20 protein-coding genes are annotated in these 21189 nt (G+C 47.1%); 12 read left to right on the top strand and 8 right to left on the bottom strand.

Features of this window, described 5'->3' with window-relative positions; genetic code table 11:
- Nucleotides 1-2061 (bottom strand): polyphosphate kinase 1, encoded by a 2061-nt coding sequence (gene ppk1, locus QJR74_RS10025; RefSeq protein WP_304371724.1) that lies wholly within the window; start codon nucleotides 2059-2061, stop codon nucleotides 1-3.
- A gap of 163 nt (nucleotides 2062-2224) precedes the next feature.
- Here ppk1 and QJR74_RS10020 point away from each other — a divergent pair, with 163 nt between their 5' ends.
- Together QJR74_RS10020 and QJR74_RS10015 are read left to right on the top strand one after the other, a co-directional pair.
- Nucleotides 2225-3418, top strand: a complete 1194-nt coding sequence (locus QJR74_RS10020; protein ID WP_304371723.1) for a lactonase family protein — start codon at nucleotides 2225-2227, stop codon at nucleotides 3416-3418.
- 342 nt (nucleotides 3419-3760) lie between these two features.
- Nucleotides 3761-4750, top strand: a complete 990-nt coding sequence (locus tag QJR74_RS10015; RefSeq protein WP_304371722.1) for a serine hydrolase domain-containing protein — start codon at nucleotides 3761-3763, stop codon at nucleotides 4748-4750.
- Nucleotides 4751-4932: 182 nt separating this feature from the next.
- On the opposite strand, the gene purN is transcribed toward QJR74_RS10015, so the two are convergent.
- Together purN and purM are read right to left on the bottom strand one after the other, a co-directional pair.
- Nucleotides 4933-5589: a phosphoribosylglycinamide formyltransferase gene (purN, locus tag QJR74_RS10010; protein ID WP_304371721.1), complete on the bottom strand. Its 657-nt coding sequence runs from the start codon at nucleotides 5587-5589 to the stop codon at nucleotides 4933-4935.
- Nucleotides 5586-6623, bottom strand: a complete 1038-nt coding sequence (purM, locus tag QJR74_RS10005; RefSeq protein ID WP_304371720.1) for a phosphoribosylformylglycinamidine cyclo-ligase — start codon at nucleotides 6621-6623, stop codon at nucleotides 5586-5588. The genes purN and purM overlap by 4 nt, the downstream gene beginning before the upstream one ends.
- Nucleotides 6624-6857: 234 nt before the next feature.
- Here purM and upp point away from each other — a divergent pair, with 234 nt between their 5' ends.
- From upp to QJR74_RS15215, 4 genes are all read left to right on the top strand, one after another.
- Nucleotides 6858-7484 carry a uracil phosphoribosyltransferase gene (gene upp, locus QJR74_RS10000; RefSeq protein WP_048912415.1) on the top strand — a complete coding sequence of 209 codons (627 nt, stop codon included), beginning with the start codon at nucleotides 6858-6860 and terminating at the stop codon, nucleotides 7482-7484.
- A 63-nt stretch (nucleotides 7485-7547) separates the two neighbouring features.
- Entirely contained in the window at nucleotides 7548-8810 is a 1263-nt protein-coding gene (uraA, locus tag QJR74_RS09995; RefSeq protein WP_304371719.1) for a uracil permease, read from the top strand.
- Nucleotides 8811-8929: 119 nt separating this feature from the next.
- Complete coding sequence (gene hda, locus QJR74_RS09990; protein WP_304374017.1) at nucleotides 8930-9646, top strand: DnaA inactivator Hda; 717 nt, start codon at nucleotides 8930-8932, stop codon at nucleotides 9644-9646.
- A gap of 409 nt (nucleotides 9647-10055) precedes the next feature.
- On the top strand, nucleotides 10056-10382 hold the full coding sequence (locus QJR74_RS15215) for a DUF805 domain-containing protein (RefSeq protein WP_369685580.1): 327 nt from the start codon (nucleotides 10056-10058) through the stop codon (nucleotides 10380-10382).
- 140 nt (nucleotides 10383-10522) lie between these two features.
- Here QJR74_RS15215 and QJR74_RS09985 read toward each other — a convergent pair whose 3' ends face one another.
- The 3 genes from QJR74_RS09985 to QJR74_RS09975 all read right to left on the bottom strand — a co-directional run bounded on the left by QJR74_RS09985 (nucleotide 10523) and on the right by QJR74_RS09975 (nucleotide 13184).
- Nucleotides 10523-11983 carry a beta-barrel assembly-enhancing protease gene (locus tag QJR74_RS09985; RefSeq protein WP_441007607.1) on the bottom strand — a complete coding sequence of 487 codons (1461 nt, stop codon included), beginning with the start codon at nucleotides 11981-11983 and terminating at the stop codon, nucleotides 10523-10525.
- Nucleotides 11984-12009: 26 nt separating this feature from the next.
- Nucleotides 12010-12477, bottom strand: a complete 468-nt coding sequence (gene bcp / locus QJR74_RS09980; protein ID WP_304371718.1) for a thioredoxin-dependent thiol peroxidase — start codon at nucleotides 12475-12477, stop codon at nucleotides 12010-12012.
- Nucleotides 12478-12635: 158 nt separating this feature from the next.
- Nucleotides 12636-13184, bottom strand: coding sequence for an ACT domain-containing protein (locus QJR74_RS09975; protein WP_304371717.1), 549 nt, complete (start codon nucleotides 13182-13184; stop codon nucleotides 12636-12638).
- A gap of 142 nt (nucleotides 13185-13326) precedes the next feature.
- Between QJR74_RS09975 and dapA the strand changes: the two genes are divergently transcribed.
- The 6 genes from dapA (at nucleotide 13327) to ypfH (ending at nucleotide 19815) form a co-directional block, all read left to right on the top strand.
- The gene (gene dapA, locus QJR74_RS09970; RefSeq protein ID WP_304371716.1) at nucleotides 13327-14205 is read left to right on the top strand and encodes a 4-hydroxy-tetrahydrodipicolinate synthase; all 879 of its coding nucleotides are present in this window, start codon (nucleotides 13327-13329) and stop codon (nucleotides 14203-14205) included.
- 14 nt (nucleotides 14206-14219) lie between these two features.
- Nucleotides 14220-15251, top strand: a complete 1032-nt coding sequence (gene bamC / locus QJR74_RS09965) for an outer membrane protein assembly factor BamC (RefSeq protein WP_304371715.1) — start codon at nucleotides 14220-14222, stop codon at nucleotides 15249-15251.
- Between the two features lie 143 nt (nucleotides 15252-15394).
- Complete coding sequence (gene purC / locus QJR74_RS09960) at nucleotides 15395-16108, top strand: phosphoribosylaminoimidazolesuccinocarboxamide synthase (protein WP_214219869.1); 714 nt, start codon at nucleotides 15395-15397, stop codon at nucleotides 16106-16108.
- Between the two features lie 139 nt (nucleotides 16109-16247).
- Nucleotides 16248-17117: a KPN_02809 family neutral zinc metallopeptidase gene (gene ypfJ, locus QJR74_RS09955; protein ID WP_304371714.1), complete on the top strand. Its 870-nt coding sequence runs from the start codon at nucleotides 16248-16250 to the stop codon at nucleotides 17115-17117.
- Between the two features lie 5 nt (nucleotides 17118-17122).
- Nucleotides 17123-19084, top strand: a complete 1962-nt coding sequence (locus QJR74_RS09950; RefSeq protein WP_304371713.1) for a tRNA(Met) cytidine acetyltransferase TmcA — start codon at nucleotides 17123-17125, stop codon at nucleotides 19082-19084.
- Nucleotides 19085-19110: 26 nt separating this feature from the next.
- The gene (gene ypfH / locus QJR74_RS09945; RefSeq protein WP_304371712.1) at nucleotides 19111-19815 is read left to right on the top strand and encodes an esterase; all 705 of its coding nucleotides are present in this window, start codon (nucleotides 19111-19113) and stop codon (nucleotides 19813-19815) included.
- A gap of 43 nt (nucleotides 19816-19858) precedes the next feature.
- Here ypfH and QJR74_RS09940 read toward each other — a convergent pair whose 3' ends face one another.
- Both QJR74_RS09940 and dapE read right to left on the bottom strand, forming a co-directional pair.
- Complete coding sequence (locus QJR74_RS09940) at nucleotides 19859-20050, bottom strand: YpfN family protein (protein ID WP_048912403.1); 192 nt, start codon at nucleotides 20048-20050, stop codon at nucleotides 19859-19861.
- A 10-nt stretch (nucleotides 20051-20060) separates the two neighbouring features.
- On the bottom strand, nucleotides 20061-21188 hold the full coding sequence (gene dapE, locus QJR74_RS09935; RefSeq protein ID WP_304371711.1) for a succinyl-diaminopimelate desuccinylase: 1128 nt from the start codon (nucleotides 21186-21188) through the stop codon (nucleotides 20061-20063).
- Nucleotide 21189 lies beyond the last annotated feature (1 nt).

The raw sequence follows: 21189 nt of genomic DNA, 5'->3' as shown, positions 1-21189 counted from the left end.
TTAGTCGGTGTTTTCAATGGTATTAATATAATTATAAATGGCATTCTGCGCCCGCACTTTACGGCGGTTACCGCGCGGACGATAGCGGTTTGTTAACTCTTTATCAATAATTCTTGCTTTAACCGTGTCGCTAAATAGGATGTCGACGATATCTAAAATCTGTTGTTTGACTTTGGGATCGAGGATAGTTACCGCAACTTCAATACGGTTATCAATATTACGCGTCATCCAGTCTGCAGAGGAAAGGAAGACTTTAGGATCCCCATTATTTTCGAACACATAGACACGATCGTGCTCCAAATAACGGTCAATAATGCTGTAGATATGAATGTTCTCGCTAATCCCTTCAATATTAGGGATTAAGGAGCACATGCCTCTAACCAGAAGATTAATTTTCACACCAGCGCCTGAGGCAGCGTAAAGACGATCAATCAGGCCGTTATCGACAAGGTTATTAATTTTTAAAGTGATTGCTGCGGGGTAACCTTGTTGGGCATTAGCGATTTCAGTATCAATCAGTCGATAAAGGGTCTGGCGAGTATTTTGTGGCGAGACCATCAGATACTCAAAATTAACCGGCCGGTAGGGATTTTCGATAAAGTTAAACACGCGTCGTACTTCATTGGTAATTCGCGCATCGCTCGAGAGCAAAGAGTAATCCGTATAAGTTCGAGCTGTGCGTTCGTTAAAGTTACCGGTACCGATGTGCGCATAACGGATCACTTTGTCACCTTCTCGACGGGTAATTAGGAAGAGCTTGGCATGAATTTTTAATCCTGGTGCGGAGAAAATAACGTGAACACCCGCTTCGGTTAGGCGCTTAGCCCAATAGATATTAGCTTCTTCATCAAACCGTGCTTGGAGTTCGACGACGACGGTCACTTTTTTACCGTTATGCGCCGCGTGGATCATTGCATCCATAATGCGTGAATCTTTCGCTACCCGATAGATATTGATCTTTATGGCTAAGACGCTGGGGTCAAATGAGGCCTGGCGGAGGAACTCCAGTACATGCTCGAACGTGTGATAAGGGTAATACAGTAAAATATCCCGGTCTCGTATCGCATCGAAGCCGTTACGAAACGGGTTAAATCCTTTATGGCGGATAGGGGGCAAGGCCTTATTTTCAAGATTTGCTTTGCCGACGTTAGGAAATTTAATGAAGTCTTTAAAGTTATGATACCGTCCGCCTGGCAAGATAGAGTCGAAGTTAGTGATCGACAGCTTCTCACAGAGCAGTGCGACCATTTCTGACGGCATATCCCTTTGATAAACGAAGCGTACTGGCTCAGCAGTGAGGCGTTGTTTTAAGCTGGATGACATAAGCTCCAGCAGACTCGATTCCATCTCCGTTACCAGATCATATTCTGCATCACGGGTCATTTTCATCGAGAAGGCATTCAGCTGGTCGTAATCGAAAAAGCCCTTAAAAATATCGTCCAAGCAATAGCGCATGATGTTGTCGAGTAAGATCATTGGCTTACGACGGCGTGGTGGCTCCGCAGGGAGATCAATGAAACGTGGCACTTTGTCCGAGGGGATTTCTAATAACGCATACTGCCGTTCCTGACCAAGGATAATTTCTACCGCGAGGTAGGTGTAATCATCCTTTAAAAATTGGGTTAAATCTGTTTCGGCGTTAAGAACGATCGGTGTGACATGCTGACGCAGCTCTTGGTTGAAATAGATCTTCAACCAGTGTTGTTGGTTGGCGGAAAGCTGACGTTCGTTGATAAGAAATATTTGATTTCTTGCCATCTCAAGTAGCAAGTCATTATAGAGGACGTCAAACTCTTGGTCCGCAACCACCACTCGCTGTTGAATTTTTTTTAGCAGATGGCGAGGAACGTTATGGCTGCCTTGTTCCTCACCAATTAAAATTCGGCGTTTCAGATCGGCAAATCTGACTTTGTAGAATTCTTCTAAATTGCTGGAGTAGATCCCTAAAAAGCGCATACGTTCAATAAGCGGATTGCGTTTATCAGCGGCTTCCTGTAACACGCGCTCATTAAAGGCTAACCAACTGATTTCTTTATCTAGATATAGCTTTTCTTGACCCATCCTGACTCCGTTGATCATAACAGAACGCAGACTGCAATTTCTCGGCTCCATTATGGCGATCAATCCCCACATTTGTCTACGGATGATTAATCAGCCATTTTTATTTGCCATTTGCGATAAGTTACGCCACTCTTAAGTCTTGTTTAATTGTTAGGAAATGTTAATGAAAAAATACCTAGGGATTACTGCAGCACTGATGTTCAACCATGCGGCAAGCGCCGATGAAGCGCGATTATTAAACCAACAACCTGCCGTGGCTGAACAAACCTTTTTAGTGGGCTCTTGGACGGGTGAAGCGCAGGGCGCTCGTGTTCAAAAAGCCTTTTATCCAAGCCAAGGCATTTATACTGTGCGTTTATCGGCTAATGGCAGCATGATGCCAATCGCTTTAACGCCAGCCCAAAGCCCTTCATGGCTGACGATCGATGCTCCACATCAACGCGTCTATGTGGTCAATGAAGTCGATGACGGTAAGGTCAGTGCCTATCATTTAGAAAAAAATGGCGAACTAACTTTACTCAATACCGTTGATAGTAGCGGGATGCACCCAACGCATTCCGCGCTGAGCCGTGATGGACGCTACTTGTTAGTCGCGAACTATTCAGCCAAAGATGGGCAGGCAGGGGTGAGTGCTATTCCAGTGCAAAGTGATGGCCGTTTAGGCAAAACACAGCAATTCTTCCCCTATAATCAAGGCAGCAATAAAGTCGCTGAGCGTCAATCCTCAGGGCACGCGCACTCCGTGACCTTTAGTATCGATGGACAGTATGTATTAGCCGCCGATTTGGGGGCGGATAAGATCCATGTATATCACTATGATGCGAAAGCCAAAGAGCCATTCAAATTATTAGCGGATAAGACTATTAACTTCCCAGAAGGCGATGGTCCACGTCATAGCTTATTCTCCGCAGATGGCAAATATCTCTATGTCACGACAGAGATGTCGGCCCAAGTTAAGGTTTACTCCTTCAACAACGGGAAGACAGCGCTTGAGCAATCTGAAAAACTGACCGACTCGACTAAGCCTGATGATATGAGTGGTGCAGGTCTTTCACTGTCGCCAGATGGTCGTTTCTTGTACGTCGGCAACCGTGGTGAGAAAAACCAGATTGTTCGTTATGCAGTGGATAAGGCGACAGGTAAGCTTTCGGCGTCGAAGACCTACTCAGCGGGCGGCGTAGAGCCACGTGATTTTACCTTCGATGCGACAGGCCGTTACCTCTTTGTTGCCAACGTTTACTCAAATAACGTGGTGGAGTTTGCACGTGATCTTGAGACCGGTGAGCTCTCACCTACTGGCGCAACGTTACAAATCGGTACACCAACCCATATCCGTTTTGTGGATTTAGGTAAGTAATTTCGAGTTGGTTTGCTTGAATCAATTACCTGCCGTAGGCAGGTAATTTTTATCATCAAGGACTGGGCTCTGCTTTTGGGAGCAGTTGTTAGTGGTTTCTTTGATGGGATGGTGCTGACTCAAAGCATTAATGAGGGGGAGTTAACCGAAATGAATTTAAATTTCGTTGTATAAATAAAACCACTATTATCATCCTTATAGTCACTATTATTTTTACACAATTTAATTGTGGGATAGAGTGTAATAGGGGAATCGCCTGATGTGATGATTAATCATTCACCCTCTTATCCAAAATAAAATATCTCTCCACGTCGAATAATAAATAATCGTAAGCTAAGCCCTATGACAGAAAAAACAATAAATAAACCTGGTGTAATAGCCGTTATGCAGTACGACCATGGATTAGCTTTCGAGTACAGTATTGGTGTGGAAGACATAATACGCGAAGTTAGCATTAATCGAGACAGTGTATTTGATATTGCCTCAGTATCGAAACAATTTACAGCTTTTAGTATTCTACTACTTGAACAACAGGGATTGCTGGAGTTAAACGATCTACTCTCTCGCTACGTTCCTGAAGCCGCTGCGTTTGAAGCTGATATAACGCTTGAACATTTAATTTATCATACCTCTGGGCTACCCTGTCTCTTTGAGATAGCAGAAGAAAAAGGGATCGATTATTTCTCAGATTTTAGTAAAGAAAATATCCTGAAGGGTGTTCTAGAGAAAACCTCTGTTTATTTTACGCCAGGTACAAAGTATCAATACAGTAATACCGGCTATATGTTTCTTGCTCAAGTCGTTGAACATATTTCAGGATTAACATTTTCTGAGTTTATAAAAAAAGAGATTTTTGATCCTCTGGGGATGAGGCACTCTTTTGTCTCGGATGGCCTGAATAAGGAGCAAAAAGCAGTAACGGGATATCAAAAGTTTAATAATACATTCTACTCCATCTTTAGCCCATGGGGAGTAGTGGGTGCTGGTCTCGTACATTCATCAGTGACTGATTTACTGAAATGGGGGCGTAACTTTTTATCTGGGTCTTTAGGCGGGCAGCGTTTATTAAACAAAATGCTAACACCGCTTCCTAGTCTTACCGATGCGGGGATTGTTATTGAAGATCATTGTTCTTATTGCTTTGGTCTTGAGCTCGAGAAGGAAGATTTCGGTGATGTTTACTGCCACGCAGGTTCCACATTTGGGAGAGAAAGTTATTTTCTTCGGTCACAAGAGGAAGGATTTACTCTTGTCGTATTATCTAACATTGAAGATTATGATGTCTCGGGTATTGCCGAACAACTACTCCACAGTAGGGTGAGGGATAAGTAGAGATCGGAAATGTTCGTGAGCAATACCTACATACTTAATGTTAGAGTAAAAACTACTATTTACTCTACTTCACTTTACAGGATGATGAGTCGGTATCGTCCTTTTTCAATCAGCCACTCAAAAAAATACCCCAAAGTATAATATTACCTTGGGGTATCTCTAGCCATATAAAGGATACTTAGCTAAGAGTCGCGTTTATCGGTTCCAAACACCGCACCCGATGGCCCTAGCGGTTGTCCATCAAGCCAAGCCTGATCCTCTTTTAAGGCGAGTCGTCCCTCAACCCACCACTGAATAACCTGCGGATAGATCAAGTGCTCTTTACTTAGCAAACGGGTAGCGAGATCTTGCTCTGTATCCTTAGGCAGCACAGGGATGGTGGCTTGCAGAATGACCGGTCCACCGTCGAGCTGTTCGGTCACGAAATGAACACTGGCGCCATGCTGGCTATCACCATTCTCTATTGCCCGGCGATGCGTATGCAAGCCAGGATATTTTGGGAGTAAAGAGGGGTGGATATTCAGGAGTCTACCGCGATAATGCATCACAAAGGGAGCGCTTAAGATACGCATATAGCCCGCCAGTACCACTAAATCTGGCTGGTAACTCTCGATCTGTTGCTGTAAAGCTTGATCGAAAGCCTCACGATCCGCATAGTCGCCGATAGCAAGGCTCGCGGTAGTAATACCGGCTTGTTCTGCGCGCTGAAGGCCGTAAGCCTCTGCTTTGTTACTTAATACCGCGACGATCTCGGCCTTGAGCCTGCCCAGTTGGCAGGCATCAATGATGGCTTGTAAGTTGGAGCCTGATCCGGAAATCAGGACAACAATTCGTTTCATGCAATAACGACCTGCTCAGTCTCGCCGCCTTCGGTGATATGACCAATCTTCCAAGCGTTTTCACCTAATTCTTGTAGGTGGGCGATGGCAGCCTCAGCCTCAGCTTCAGGTAGAGCGATGATCATGCCTACGCCACAGTTGAAGGTACGGTACATTTCATGACGGCTGACATTGCCTGCTTTTTGTAACCATTCAAACACTGGCGGCCATTGCCAGCTGTTTTCATCGATAACAGCTTGCGTATTGTCTGGCAGTACACGAGGGATGTTTTCCCAGAAGCCACCACCGGTTAAGTGTGCGATGGCATGAATATCGAACTTTTCAATTAGCGCGAGGGTATTTTTGACGTAAATACGGGTTGGCGCTAAAAGGTGATCGGCCAGAGATTGGCCATTCAATTGTTCGGTCAGTGGATCAGTGTTGCTCACTTCCAGAATTTTTCTGACCAGTGAGTAACCATTTGAGTGTGGACCACTTGATCCGAGCGCGATTAATGCATCGCCCGCACCGACTTTACTACCATCGATAATTTCTGACTTTTCAACGACGCCGACACAAAATCCTGCCACGTCGTAATCATCGCCATGATACATACCTGGCATTTCAGCCGTTTCTCCACCTACCAGGGCGCAGCCTGATTGTTGGCAGCCTTCAGCAATACCGGTGATGACTGATGCCGCGGTCTCAACATCAAGTTTACCCGTAGCATAGTAATCTAAGAAAAAGAGCGGTTCGGCGCCTTGTACCACCAGATCGTTGACACACATCGCGACCAGATCAATACCGATAGTATCGTGGCGACCTAAATCCATCGCTAAACGCAGTTTAGTTCCCACGCCATCTGTCCCAGAGACTAATACTGGCTCGCGGTATTTAGTCGGCAGTGAACATAGCGCACCAAATCCGCCTAATCCACCCATCACTTCAGGGCGACGAGTCTTTTTCACAACACCTTTAATTCGATCAACCAGTGCATTTCCAGCATCAATATCAACACCGGCGTCTTTATAACTAAGAGTGGTTTTATCGGTCACTGCAGAATCCCCACGCGATTTGCGGTTGGTAGTAAAATGAGAGCGGGGGTATTCTAACAGTCGTCGCAAACGTTTGCGAGCCTCAGTTTCGTTGGAATGTTCAGAAGCAGGCCTGATAAGAATCTCCTCTTACCGAAACAGGCGAAATTTCAGGGTAAACATACCGCCCAAGGCCAAAAAGCGGTATAATCCATTGATTTTTTGCAGTGTGTTTTTTTAGATCGGGGAAAGAGTATGAAAATCGTTGAAGTGAAACATCCACTGGTAAGACATAAACTGGGTTTAATGCGCGAAAATGAAATTAGCACAAAGCGTTTTCGCGAGCTGGCTTCTGAAGTTGGCAGCTTATTGACCTATGAGGCGACAGCTACCTTAGAGACTGAAGTGGTCACGGTTGACGGTTGGAACGGCCCCGTCGAGATCGAGCAAATTAAAGGTAAAAAAATTACCGTTGTCCCGATCCTGCGTGCTGGGTTAGGGATGATGGAAGGGGTATTGGAGCATGTGCCTAGCGCTCGGATCAGTGTGGTGGGGGTTTACCGTGATGAAAAAACGCTCGAGCCGGTTCCTTATTTCCAAAAATTAGCCTCCAACATGGATGAGCGAATGGCGTTGGTTGTAGACCCAATGCTGGCAACTGGCGGGTCGATGATTGCGACGATCGATTTACTCAAACAATCCGGCTGCCAAGCGATTAAAGTATTGGTTCTCGTCGCCGCACCGGAGGGGATTGCTGCATTAGAAGCCGCCCACCCTGATGTGGAACTGTACACTGCCTCAATTGATCAAGGCCTTGATGCGCATGGCTACATCATTCCAGGATTGGGTGATGCCGGCGATAAAATTTTTGGTACCAAATAAGCACTTCTTTTATTAATGCCGACCCAATGGTCGGTTTTTTTATGTCTAATTTAGGGAGTTACTATGCGTCGTCGTACTATTGAAGTCGATGAGCGTTTGCCGCTGTACCAAACGCTTCCTCTGAGCCTACAGCATCTGTTCGCGATGTTTGGTTCGACCGTACTCGTTCCGGTGCTATTTCATGTTAATCCTGCAACCATTTTACTGTTCAATGGAATTGGCACGCTGCTTTATCTCTTTATCTGTAAGGGTAAAATACCGGCCTATCTTGGCTCGAGTTTTGCCTTTATCTCACCGGTACTATTGTTGCTTCCACAAGGGTATGAAGTCGCACTGGGGGGCTTTATCGCTTGTGGTGCGTTATTCTGCCTCGTAGGACTTATCGTTAAGTTTGCAGGAACGCGCTGGTTAGACATTTTATTTCCGCCTGCTGCCATGGGGGCGATTATCGCCGTTATTGGCCTTGAGCTAGCAGGTGTCGCGGCGAAAATGGCCGGATTAGTGACCGACACGGGCGCAGTGAGCGATAGCCATACCTTAGTCGTCTCCATGATTACCTTAGGGGTTACGGTGTTTGGTGCCGTACTGTTCCGTGGCTTTTTGGCCATTATTCCTATCTTGATTGGCGTGGTGGCCGGTTATGCCGTCGCGGCCAGTCTGGGAATGGTCAATTGGCTGCCGGTTCAACAAGCCCCATGGTTCGCCTTACCCACTTTTTATCAACCACGTTTTGAGTGGGGAGCGATCTTAACTATACTGCCTGCCGCGCTGGTGGTGATTGCCGAACACGTTGGTCATCTGGTCGTCACGGCGAATATCGTTAAACGAGATCTGATCCGTGATCCAGGACTACACCGTTCCATGCTAGCGAATGGCCTCTCAACCCTATTTTCCGGTTTCTTCGGTTCGACCCCGAACACCACTTACGGTGAGAATATAGGCGTGATGGCAATTACCCGCGTTTATAGCACTTGGGTAATCAGTGGCGCTGCGATCATGGCAATAGCCTTATCTTGTGTCGGTAAACTGGCGGCGATTATTCAAGCCATCCCTGTTCCCGTTATGGGCGGCGTTTCATTACTGCTTTATGGCGTCATCGGTGCCTCCGGTATTCGCGTTTTGATTGATGCGAAAGTCGACTACAGCAAAGCGAAAAACCTTATTCTTACCGCAATTATCCTTATTGTCGGGGTGAGCGGTGCATCAATTCATATTGGTGCTGCTGAACTTAAAGGAATGGCCTTAGCAACGATTGTCGGTATCGTATTAAGCCTGATTTTCTATCTTATCGAGCGCTGGCTGCCGGAAGCAGAGGTGGAGGAATAAACTATGTGGGGGAAGGATGATAGCCTTCCCCTATTGAGCCTCAACCCTAAGAGTTATTTTGTCCATTCAACACATCCAAAAATTTATGCTAAACTGGCTAGGATTTTTATCTGGCTCCCATTATTGAGGTTATTCTGAACACGCCAGCGCAACTCTCTTTACCACTCTATCTACCTGATGATGAAACCTTTTCCAGTTTTTGGCCCGGGTCAAACTCCGCTTTACTTGCATCCATTACTACGGTACTGAATCAGCCTCAAGGGGGTTACATCTACTTTTGGTCGCGAGAAGGGGCTGGGCGCAGTCATTTGATGCATGCCGCCTGCAGTGAGTTATCGGCGCGTGAGCAAGCTGTTGGCTACGTTCCTTTAGATAAGCGGACGTGGTTTTCACCCGAAGTACTAGAAGGGATGGAGCAACTCGCCTTGGTGTGTATTGATAATATTCACTGTATTGCTGGGGATGAAGAGTGGGAGATGGCGATCTTCAACCTCTACAATCGTATTCTTGAGGTTGGGAAAACGCGGCTATTGATTAGCGGTAATGCGCCGCCACGGCAGCTCGATCTGCAATTGCCCGATTTAGCCTCCCGGTTAGACTGGGGGCAGATTTATTGGCTACAACCTCTCAATGACGATGAAAAAGTTCTCGCCCTACAAAAGCGTGCCGGGATCCGTGGCTTTGAACTGCCAGAAGATGTGGGACGGTTTCTTATTAAACGTCTCGATCGTGAAATGCGTACGCTGTTTGAAACCCTTGATCAGCTCGATCGCGCTTCCATCCGCTTGCAACGTAAATTAACGATCCCTTTTGTCAAAGAGGCGCTCGGGCTTTAGGACGGGGTAATAGCCTGAGCACTAGCGCTAGCATATTATAGCTTATCAGTATTTAGCCGACAGAATAGCGGTAAAGGCTCCTCAGAAATAGAAGGGGTATTTAGTATGATCCTGTCTAATGGATTATTACCTTATCTATAATCTTATTTATAATTTATAAAAAATTTCCCGAAGATTTATAACCGAAAGTAATAGAATATCGACCGGAAAGTTCTTCGCGTATGGAACTGATCCAATTCCACATGTACTACTTTATAAATGTCCAGAAGCGAGGTTTATAAAAGATAATGGGGGGATAGGCGATCCAATCTGTGCCGCAAAATACGACAGCAACACGAAACAGATAAAATTCATTGACCCAATTAACGAGCTTCCATCGCTGATGAAAGCATTGACTCAATTAAAATGAATGCTTGAGACTGTTATGCAACCATTACTGGCAGTTTTACGATGTTACAAACGGACGTTTACTTATCACGGGATTGAAGATAGAGGAGTTTATATTCTCTTTTTACTGCTTCAGTCATCTTGGTCTGCTTTCTATCTAAGCACTCTCACTTCTCCGTTAAATGAGATTACTCTCTTACCCTTATTATGTTTTTTACTTCCCCTTATCTCCATAACGAGTAGAAGAATTAATGATGCGGGGTATTCACATTGGATAATCTTTTTAACTTTATTTATTCCTTATTTATTTCTCATTTTTCTCTGCTTTCCAAAAACTTTTGATAAATAACGCCAAGATATTAACCGAACCCCATACTCGGTTTTTCTATTTGAAAGGTCTGGAGGGTAATGAAAAAGATGGGCACGGGTTAGCGGGTAATTAAAAAGGATAACTCAACATAGCGTTATTAATTCGCCCAAGCTAACTTATCACCCTTTCTGATATTGCCTGAAGCGCTGCTGTAATAATCTCAGTTGATCGATACGTGCATCGTAGCGTTGTTGGGCGAGGCTACCGGTTTTCTCCTGAGCACTGGCATCGCTTAAGGCTCTTATTGCTTGGTCAATCTGACCGCTGAGCGCCAATCCTTGAGCTTGAGCGAAACGTTGCTCGTTGGTCATCCCCAAATCACCAGTAGCTTTCACCATCAAATCCCAGCCAATCGGGTCATCCGGATAATCCCAGGTATAGCGATTGAGTACCTTGAGCGCGTCTGCAGGACGTTTGGCCTCAAGGTAGGCATTAGCTAAATTAACCCTGATGACAGGGTTTGCCTGCTGAGCTGAGGATGCCGTCAATAAATTAACCGCTTGGTTCGGTTGCTTAAGGCCAATATCAACATCGGTCGCTAAGTCGAGAAACCAAGGGTTGGTCGGTTGTTGACTGAGTAATTGGGTCACTAAGCGATGAGCATTGTCGAAACTCTTTGCCTGCATAAACATTACCGCGCGGCCGTAAGTCGAAGCTAATTTCTCGCGACTATTCCCTTTTTCATATTGGTTGAGAATATCGTCCAACTGGCTGCTGACTTGTTCTGACGCGTACATCGCTAATATTCTGACCTTAGCAAAATAAAAATCTTGAGAAGATTGAAGTATGCGATGCGGCATTTGATTGGCGCGATTGCGCGCATCCGCCAGCCGGCTATCGGGTAAGGGGTGAGTTAATAAAATTTCAGGGGGTGCGGTTGAGTAACGCGTCTGGTCGGCCAATTTTTGTAAAAAATCTGGCATTGCTTGCGGGTCGAAGCCCGAACGCTGTAGAACCTGTAATCCGATACGATCGGCCTCTCGTTCATTTTCTTGAGTAAAACTAATGACGCCCTGTTGCGACCCCGCAAGGGTGCCGGTCAAGGCTGCCATACCGACTTGTGGGTTAGCCATCGCTAATAGAATAGAACCTAATGCCCCGACCCAAGTGAGTGGAGCATTACTTTTTTGGTCAGCCATTGCTCGCGCGAGATGTCGTTGTGTGACATGCGATATTTCATGGGCCATTACCGAGGCGAGTTGACTTTCGTTGTCGGTATAACGAAAGAGGGCGGAGTGTAATACCACATTCCCACCAAAGAAGGCGAACGCATTCAGCTCGTCGTTCTGAATAAGAAAAAAATGGAAAGGGGTTTTCACTGACCATGCATGAGCCACTAATCGTTGCCCCAACCCGTTGATATATTGGGTCAATAATGGGTCATCAATTAGCGGCGCACTACCGCGAAGTTGACGGACGTAAAAATCGCCCATCTGCAGTTCTTGGTTAATTGACAGCGTTTCACCGGCAGTCGTCCCCATATCGGGTAAGGTGTCGGTAACGTCTGCCAATGCAAGACTATTCCAGCTGAGCAACGCAGCGACCACAGTTGTGGTGAGCTTTTTAGTGAATAAAGGCACTGCGCCTCCCTGCTGGAAAATCGTTATTAATGCGTTTGTACGTAGTCTAAAACAATATCATGGTGGTTCGAGGTTTTGAAATTATCGAAAACCTTTTCGACCTTACCTTTGCCATCGATCAAGAAGCTGACGCGGTGGATACCATCGTAGGTTTTACCCATAAAGCTTTTCTCGCCCCAGACACCAAAGGCTTCGCAGACTTTATGATCTTCGTCAGAGAGTAACGTGAAGTTAAGCAACTCTTTCTCGGCAAAACGCGATAATTTTTCAGGTTTATCGGTACTGATTCCTAACACTTGCACGCCAGCACTTTTCAACGAAGACATGTTGTCACGCAGGCCACAGGCTTGCACAGTACAACCTGGGGTCATTGCCTTAGGATAAAAGTAGACGAGGACACGCTCACCACTAAAGTCAGCTAAACTCACCTCTTCACCATCTTGGTCGAGTAAAGTAAATTGCGGCGCAGTATCGCCTACAGTTAAAAGGGCCATACGTTATCTCCAATCATTATTTGCCTGATATTGACATAAACATCGCGTGTTTAGGTATATCTAGATTACGGCGGAAAATGGTTTTACCAATCGTAAGGATAGAGCCTAATTTTATCTGCTTTCAAGTTAATTATCTGCATCACTCGATAAAGGTTTGACTATAGGCGTTCAGTCTCTTGTCGACCATCGGCTTGAAGCGTTCCCTGAGCTGATAGCTCTAGGCAAAGCTGCTGAAAATTTTTCTCTAAATCTGCCACATCTTTTGCCGAACTCCCGTAAGCGTGGATGCGTATCGATAATATGGCTGGCGTTCCCGGTTGGGCCCGAGTCATCAGTTCAGCAATATGCATACGGTGATAGGTGAGCAGTGCGGTAAAGCGCTCGATAATACGGGGAGAATCAGGGACTTCGACAGCGATCGAAAAGCCTTCATGGCGCACAGGGGTTGATCCGGTCGGTGTGCGTTTCATGATAATAAGGAGTTCAAGCTCTGCGCCCTTTATCGGTAGAGTCGATTCGATCATGTTGATCGCATTGGCGGATCCGGAAAGTAACATCACAAAGGTAAACTCGCCGCCGAGTAATGCCAGCCGGCTATCTTCAATATTGCAACCACATTGGCTGACATGGCGGGTGATAGTATTGACGATTCCCGCACGGTCGCTACCGAGCGCGGTGATCACTAAATGCACAGGTGAGGATGACAATGTGATATTTCCCAATGTTTTACTAATTATCTTAAGGTAAACATAAAAAAAACTGCTGACAAGCAGTTGAGTGCATTCACTGTCTTGCTTTTAGTGTGATTGACACCTTACCATGAAGATCTTGGGAAATGAGGGGATAGCTATGTTTACCGGAAGTATTGTTGCACTCGTCACACCGATGGACGAAAACGAGCAAGTTTGTGAGAGTAGCCTTAAAAAATTAATCGACTACCACATTGACAGTGGCACCTCTGCAATCGTTGCTGTTGGCACGACAGGTGAATCGGCAACCTTAACCCACGACGAGCACATTGATGTGGTCCTACGTACCGTCGAATTAGCCGACGGCCGTATCCCGGTTATTGCTGGAACCGGTACGAATGCTACTGCTGAGGGTATTGCGCTGACGCAACGCCTCGAAAAAAGCGGCGTAGTTGGCTGTTTGACCGTTGTGCCTTATTATAACCGCCCAACGCAAGAGGGGATTTTCCAACATTTTAAAGCGATTGCGCAGAGTACCGATTTACCGCAATTACTCTATAATGTGCCCGGACGAACAGGCTGTGATATGTTGCCTGAAACGGTTGCACGTCTTGCCGAAATAAAAAATATTATCGGAATTAAAGAGGCAACAGGGAACTTATCTCGGGTTAGTCAGATCCAAGCGTTGACCAAAGATGATTTTATTTTACTTAGTGGTGATGATGAAACAGCGTTAGACTTTATGCAGTTGGGGGGGCAGGGCGTTATTTCAGTAACCTCGAACGTGGCAGCGCGCGAGATGGCACAACTCTGTGCACTAGCGGCCGCGGGAAAATTTACTGAGGCACGTGTCTTAAACCAGCGACTCATGGCGCTTCATCAGCACCTATTTTATGAACCAAATCCTATCCCAGTGAAATGGGTGGCTAAACAGCTGGGATTGATCGCAAATGATACCTTGCGTCTGCCTATGACACCTTTGTCGGCAACTTCAGAGCCGATATTGTTACAGGCGATTCGTGACGCAGGACTGCGATAAGTTAGGGAGATTTAATGGCTTACTCAGTTAAAAATTCGGCGGTAGTAAAAGTTGCTGGATTATCCGTCGCAATGTTGTTAGCGGGTTGTTCGCATGATCAACACTACAAGCGCGAAGTGAATGGTAATGAAGAGTATCTTGATGCACCAGCACTGAGCCAAATGAACGTTCCTCAGGGAATGATTTTACCGCTCGAATCCGCAAACTATGCCGTTCCGCAAGGACGCTCGCAAGGGGCAGTCGGTAAGCAATTAGATATTCGCCCACCGTCACAGGCTTTGTCTTTGCTTAACGGTAGCCGCGCGCAGTTCCAAGGCACGACCGGGTTATTACAAATTGCCAATACGGGAACCTCTTTATGGGGACAAACAGTTGCCGCGTTGCAAGCGAACAAGTTCGCGATTGCTCAACAAGATGATGCGCGTCAGCAACTGACCACCGATTGGATTTCTTGGAACCGCCAAGATGAAGATCATCAATACCGTGGTCGTTATCAAGTCTCTGTCGTGGCACAAGGTTATGAGCAAACCCTGATGGTGAAACCTATCGCCTTAGAACAGAAAGGCCAAGCGGTCACCAGCAATAGCGAGATTCAGCGTTACACAGCGCAGTTGCTTAACGATATCTCCGCACAACTCAATACCGCAGAGACTAATCGCCAAAACGCTGCAGCCGCTAATCGCGCGGGGAGTGTTGATGTGCAGAGTGGGGCAGATGACACTGGTCTACCTAACTTAATCGTCCGTGCACCGTTCGATGTAACATGGCAGCGTCTGCCTAAAGCACTTCCACTAGCAGGGATGACTATTTCTGATAGCAACCGTGCAGACGGTAGCTTACAGCTTAGTTACAGTGAGCTGAGTAGCAGCCAATGGGCAGCACTGGGTGCTAAAGACCCTGAACTTGCAGAAGGGAAATATAAACTACAGGTGGGCGATCTCGACAATCGTAGTAGCCTTCAGTTTATCGATCCTAAAGGACATATCCTGACGCAATCGCAAAATGATGCGTTGGTGGCTGTCCTGCAAGCCGCCTTAAATAAATAAATGTGTCTCAGGCCGGAAATTTCCGGCCTTTTTTTATTTTATTTTGGCATAATAGCGCCCAGCAAGGTAAACGATTGCGTAGTAGTAAATACTGAGGCTATGCAGAGTAATTTCTAGAGTCGACCATGAGTGGAGTTAACAAGATGCAAAAGCAAGCTGAGCTGTATCGCGGAAAGGCAAAAACAGTGTATAGCACCGATAATCCGGACCTGCTAATTCTGGAATTCCGCAATGATACATCAGCCGGAGACGGAGCGCGTATCGAGCAGTTCGATCGTAAAGGAATGGTTAACAATAAGTTTAATCATTTCATTATGGAAAAATTAGCACAAGCCGGTATTCCTACGCAGATGGAGGCATTACTGTCTGATACTGAAGCCCTTGTGAAAAAGCTCGATATGGTGCCGGTAGAATGTGTGGTGCGTAACCGCGCAGCAGGCTCACTCGTTAAGCGCTTAGGCGTCGAAGAAGGGATGGTCTTGAATCCACCGCTTTTTGACCTATTTTTGAAGGATGACGCCCATCACGATCCAATGATCAATGAATCCTATTGCGTCACTTTTGGCTGGGTAAGTCCTGAACATCTCGCACGTATGCGTGAATTAACCCTAAAAGCTAACCAAGTGCTGACTGATTTATTTGATCAAGCGGGTCTAATTCTGGTCGATTTTAAACTCGAGTTTGGTTTATTCAATGGTGAGGTCGTGCTGGGTGACGAATTCTCACCAGATGGCGCGCGTCTATGGGATAAAGAAACCTTAGACAAAATGGATAAAGACCGTTTCCGCCAAAGCTTAGGTGGTGTGGTTGAAGCCTATGAAGTGGTTGCTCAACGTCTCGGCGTAACCTTAGACTGATGATTTATGCACTCGCTACAACTCGGCGAGTGCTCTCCTTCCTCCCCCCCTGCAGCAACTTTAGTTTTTCTACTGGTTATCTCCGTACACTGCGATTACTATTTATCATTATACGATAATAGAAATGGAGAGGTGTGCTATGCGTTGGCAAGGACGTAGAGAAAGTGACAATGTAGAAGACCGTCGTGGAGATAGCCCAACGCCAACTGGCGGCGGCTCAGGTTTTCGTATCCCAGCAGGTAAGGGGGGAATTGTACTGTTAATCGTGGTGGTGGTCGCTGGCTACTATGGTTATGACTTAACGCCATTACTCGGGGGCGGTGGACAAAGCTCCAGCGTAACCCAGTCACACACCCCAGCGCCCGCGAATAGCGATGATGCACAAGCCGCCAAATTTACTAAAGTGATCCTCGCGTCAACAGAAGATACTTGGGGCGAAATTTTCCAGAAGATGGGTAAGCAGTATCAAGCACCGAAATTAGTCATGTACCGTAATGCCACCCAAACGGGCTGCGGCACGGGACAATCGGTAATGGGCCCCTTCTACTGCCCGGCGGATAAGACCGTTTATATCGACCTCTCTTTTTATGATGAAATGAAGAATAAATTGGGAGCGGATGGTGATTTTGCACAAGGGTATGTGATCGCTCACGAAGTCGGTCATCACGTTCAAAATCTACTCGGTATTGAAAGTAAGGTTCGTCAACAGATGCAACAAGGCTCGCAAACCGATGCTAATCGTCTGTCTGTCAAACTTGAACTACAAGCGGATTGCTTTGCCGGAGTATGGGGCCATTATATGCAGCAGAAAGATGTGCTAGAAACCGGCGATCTGCAAGAAGCGTTCAATGCGGCCCAAGCCATTGGTGATGATAAGCTCCAACAACAGAGCCAAGGGCGTGTCGTGCCGGATAGCTTTACCCATGGAACCTCGCAGCAACGTTATAGCTGGTTTAAACGTGGATTCGATAGCGGCGAACCGGGCCAATGTAATACCTTTGCTGGATAGTGAGTATGCCGTCCGCGTTTATCGCCGAACAAATGCGTCGCAAGGGAGTGCGGCGCATTTGTGTTATTAGCGGTTCACCGTCATTTCGTGATAGAGCAACCCAGCAGTGGCAATCGACATTCCCCGGTGACTGGTTACGGGTTACGACAGTGGCTACAGGCCATGTTGACGAATACCTAGCCCAGCGTGCGCGACAGTTTCTCGGTCAGGAGTGGCTGCATGCCATTTACGATGCCTCGCAGGGCCTCCATTTAGAAACGTTTGCCGCGCTCTCCGGTACCTTAGTCGCGGGAAGTTGGCTGATTCTGTTATTACCTGAAGCAACTTCCCAACAATCCTTTATTGATACCGATAGTCTACGTTGGTCTGAGTGCGAACAGCCCATTGCAACTCCCGTGTTCTACCGCCATCTGTGGCGTCAATTACTCAGCGATCCTTCCCATCTACTATGGCGTGAAGGTGAGTCAGTACCGCAAGACGCACCCTTAGTTATACCTGATTGGACACCGCCAGGTGGGCAAGCGCAACAAGCAATTATCGAGGAGTTACGGCGCTCGCCCCCAGGCAACTACAGTGTAACGGCCCCACGAGGCCGCGGAAAATCCACCTTAGGGGGGATGTTAGCCGCCTTAGTGCCCCGATGTCTGATTACGGGTCCTGCCAAAGTGGCGACAGCTGTGATGGCGCGTCATGCTGGCGAGCATTACTATTTTCAAGCACCTGACGCCATCTTAGCAGCAGAGGATGCTGGAACCTGGCAATGGTTGATTATTGATGAAGCGGCATCGCTGCCGACTCCTCAGTTACATGCGTTGATCGCCCGATTTCCTCGATGTTTATTACTGACCACGACGGAAGGGTATGAAGGTACTGGACAGGGGTTCTTATTGAAGTTTGGGGCGTCGGGAACGGTGACGAAGCACTTTACTTTGAAGACCCCGCAGCGCTACTCGGCTCAGGATCCCCTTGAAAGCTTTATCGAACGATTATTGGTATTACGCGACCTGCCCTCACCGATCGGTAAACCATCACCTGTACTGTCTTTGCGGGCTTATCACCCCTCAGATTGGTCACAGCAACCAACCTTAGCCATCAGCACCTTCCAACTGTTACAAGTGGCGCATTATCGCACTACGCCGACTGATCTACGTCGTATGATGGATGCACCAGATTGTGGTTACTGGCAGATGGTTGAGGGTGAGTACTGTTATGGCGCATTGGGATGGGTCGAGGAGGGCGAGCAATCCTCTGAGCTTGCCCAGGCAGTGTGGCGGGGCGAAAGGCGGCCAAGAGGGAATCTCGTTGCGCAGTCCTTAGCGGCTCACAGTCGATTTCCAGAGGCGATGTTATTATCAAGCCGACGTATTAGCCGACTCGCCGTCAGTCAATCCTTACGTCGAGAAGGTATCGGGCGACGTTTAGTCAACGCTTTACGAGAACATAGCCAAGGTAAGGATTTTCTCTCTGTTAGCTTTGGGTACACCGCAGCGTTATGGCAATTTTGGCAACGCTGTGGATTTCAGTTAGTGAGAATGGGGACGCAACGCGAGGCGAGTAGTGGATGTTATGCGGCAATGGCGATTTTACCCTTAACCGCGGCAGGTCAGCAGTTATGCCAACGGGCTGTCGAACATTTCCAGCGAGACTGGCCTTCGCAGCAAACCCGTTACTCGCCTGAACTGTCGTTAGAAGCATTCCCTTCCGGCGATCCAGCATTTCTACCAGAAGACTACCAAGAGTTGATCGGCTTTGCGCAAGCACACCGCCCTCTAAGTGTGAGTTTCCCTGCTTTACAACGAGCAATCCAGCACTACCCGCATCTAAACTGTGGAGAAGCTTTACAGCACTGTATGCGTAGTCCGTATATCCCTGAGGGTTGGAGTCGTAAACAGTGGTTGGTACAATTACGCCAAGAAACGGCAGCATTTCTAACACTTTTACCTGAGAGTTTGGGGCAACCGACTTAGGTTTTATCGCCAGTGAGAGGTCATTTATGGCACATATCGATTATGTAATGGTTCAGCAAGGCAGCGGGCCTCATCCACAACTTTTTGTGTTATTTCATCGCAGCGGTGACGATCCCCGTTCGATGGCTGAAATTGGTCAATGGTTCGCCAAAGACTTTCCGGCTGCATTTGTGGTGTCGGTAGGCGCGCCCATCCCATTAATACATGGTGGCAGTGCCTGGTTTATCGATGAGGAACCTGAAGATTCCACCACACGTACACAACAGAAAATCGATCAAATTATGCCGCTGTTCACACAAACTATTCGTGAGTGCCAAAAGCAGTGTGGGGTGAGCCCAGAGGCGACGGCATTGATTGGCTTTTCACAAGGCAGCATCATGATCCTTGAAGCGCTGAAAAATGAAGAATTATTAGCAGGACGGGCAATTATATTTAGTGGTCGCTATAACAGCGCACCGGTAGTGGCATCCTTGAATACGACTATCCACCTGATTCACGGTGAGGATGACGAACAGATTCCATTGATTCATGCGGTAAATGCTGAGCAGTGGCTAAATGAAGCTGGGGGAGATGTGACACTCAATATCATTGAGCAGTTACCCCATGCGATTGATGAGCAAGGTATTGCTATCGCCTTAAAACATTTAAAAGAGACCATCCCGCAACGTTATTTTGATGAGGCTTCGCAAGGGCAGGCGCCCGATAACGACGATGTGATCCCGATGATCTAACGAACAAGGGACTGCGGTTGTTCTGCAGTCCCTAAAGGATGGCCTATTTCTTCTTCGGCCAATCGTCCTCTTCATCATCCCACTTATCGTTAAAATCACGATGAGGTGGCAATTTAGGTTTATTATCTAAGTATTTTTTGACATCAACGCGCTTCAAGTCTTTGTACACATTGACCAATAATCCCACCATAAACAGGATGATTAATACCCACCAATACTCTTTTACCCATTCCATGTGAGTCTCCTTAGGTCAGTAGTAACTGCATAATCCGTTGATACATCCGGCTGAGGGTTTGTAGGTCGGCAGCACTCACGCATTCATTGATTTTGTGAATCGTGGCATTAACCGGACCTAACTCAACGACTTGCGTCCCCATTCTGGCGATAAATCGTCCATCTGAGGTTCCGCCGTTCGTGAGTAACTCTGGCTTAATCTCATTATAGTGCTGAACGGCATCCACGACAGCATCGACTAATGCACCTTTTGCTGTCAGGAAGGGTTGACCGGATAAATTCCACTCTAAGGTATAACGAAGCTGGTGCCGATCAAGCAGGTCGGCGACGGCTTGGCGAATTTGCTGGTCGGTTAATTCGGTGCTGAAACGGAAATTAAATTGTACGTATAAGTCGCCCGGGATCACATTATTACTGCCGGTACCGGCCTGGATATTGGCGATTTGCATACTAGTCGGCGGGAAAAATTCATTGCCTTGATCCCACTCAGTTGCTGCTAATTCCTGTAGGGCAGGGAGTGCACGATGCACAGGATTATCCGCGAGGTGAGGGTAGGCGACATGTCCTTGTACGCCATGTACGGTTAAGTTCGCGGTGATTGAGCCACGACGACCATTTTTCACGACATCACCGACACGCTCAGTGCTCGAGGGTTCGCCGACCAAGCAGTATTCCACGCGCTCTTGGCGAGCCATTAACTGTTCAACTACTTTGACCGTACCGTTGATACCACTCGCTTCTTCATCAGAAGTGATCAAAAAGGCGAGTCGTCCTGTATGGTGTGGATGCTGTTCAACGAAGCGCTCGGCGGCCACGACCATGGCGGCTAAGGAGCCCTTCATATCGGCGGCTCCGCGACCGAAGAGGAGCCCATCGCGAATCGCGGGTTCAAAGGGAGGATTAATCCATTGTCGCTCATCGCCAACCGGTACGACGTCGGTATGGCCGGCAAAAGCAAGGGTTTGACCTTGGCCGCGAGTGGCCCAGAAATTTTGGGTATCGCCAAAATGCATCGGTTCGATATGAAAACCAATCGCTTCTAGGCGTGCGATCAATAATGCTTGGCAACCCGCATCGTCAGGACTTAACGAGGGACAGCGAATCAGTTGTTGTGCAAGTTCGATAACAGGGCAAAACATC

This window comes from Tatumella ptyseos, from assembly GCF_030552895.1.
GTDB classification, from domain to species: Bacteria; Pseudomonadota; Gammaproteobacteria; order Enterobacterales; family Enterobacteriaceae; genus Rosenbergiella; species Rosenbergiella ptyseos_A.
Note: the sequence above shows the minus strand (reverse complement) of the source record. Positions and strands in the feature narration are given on the sequence as shown.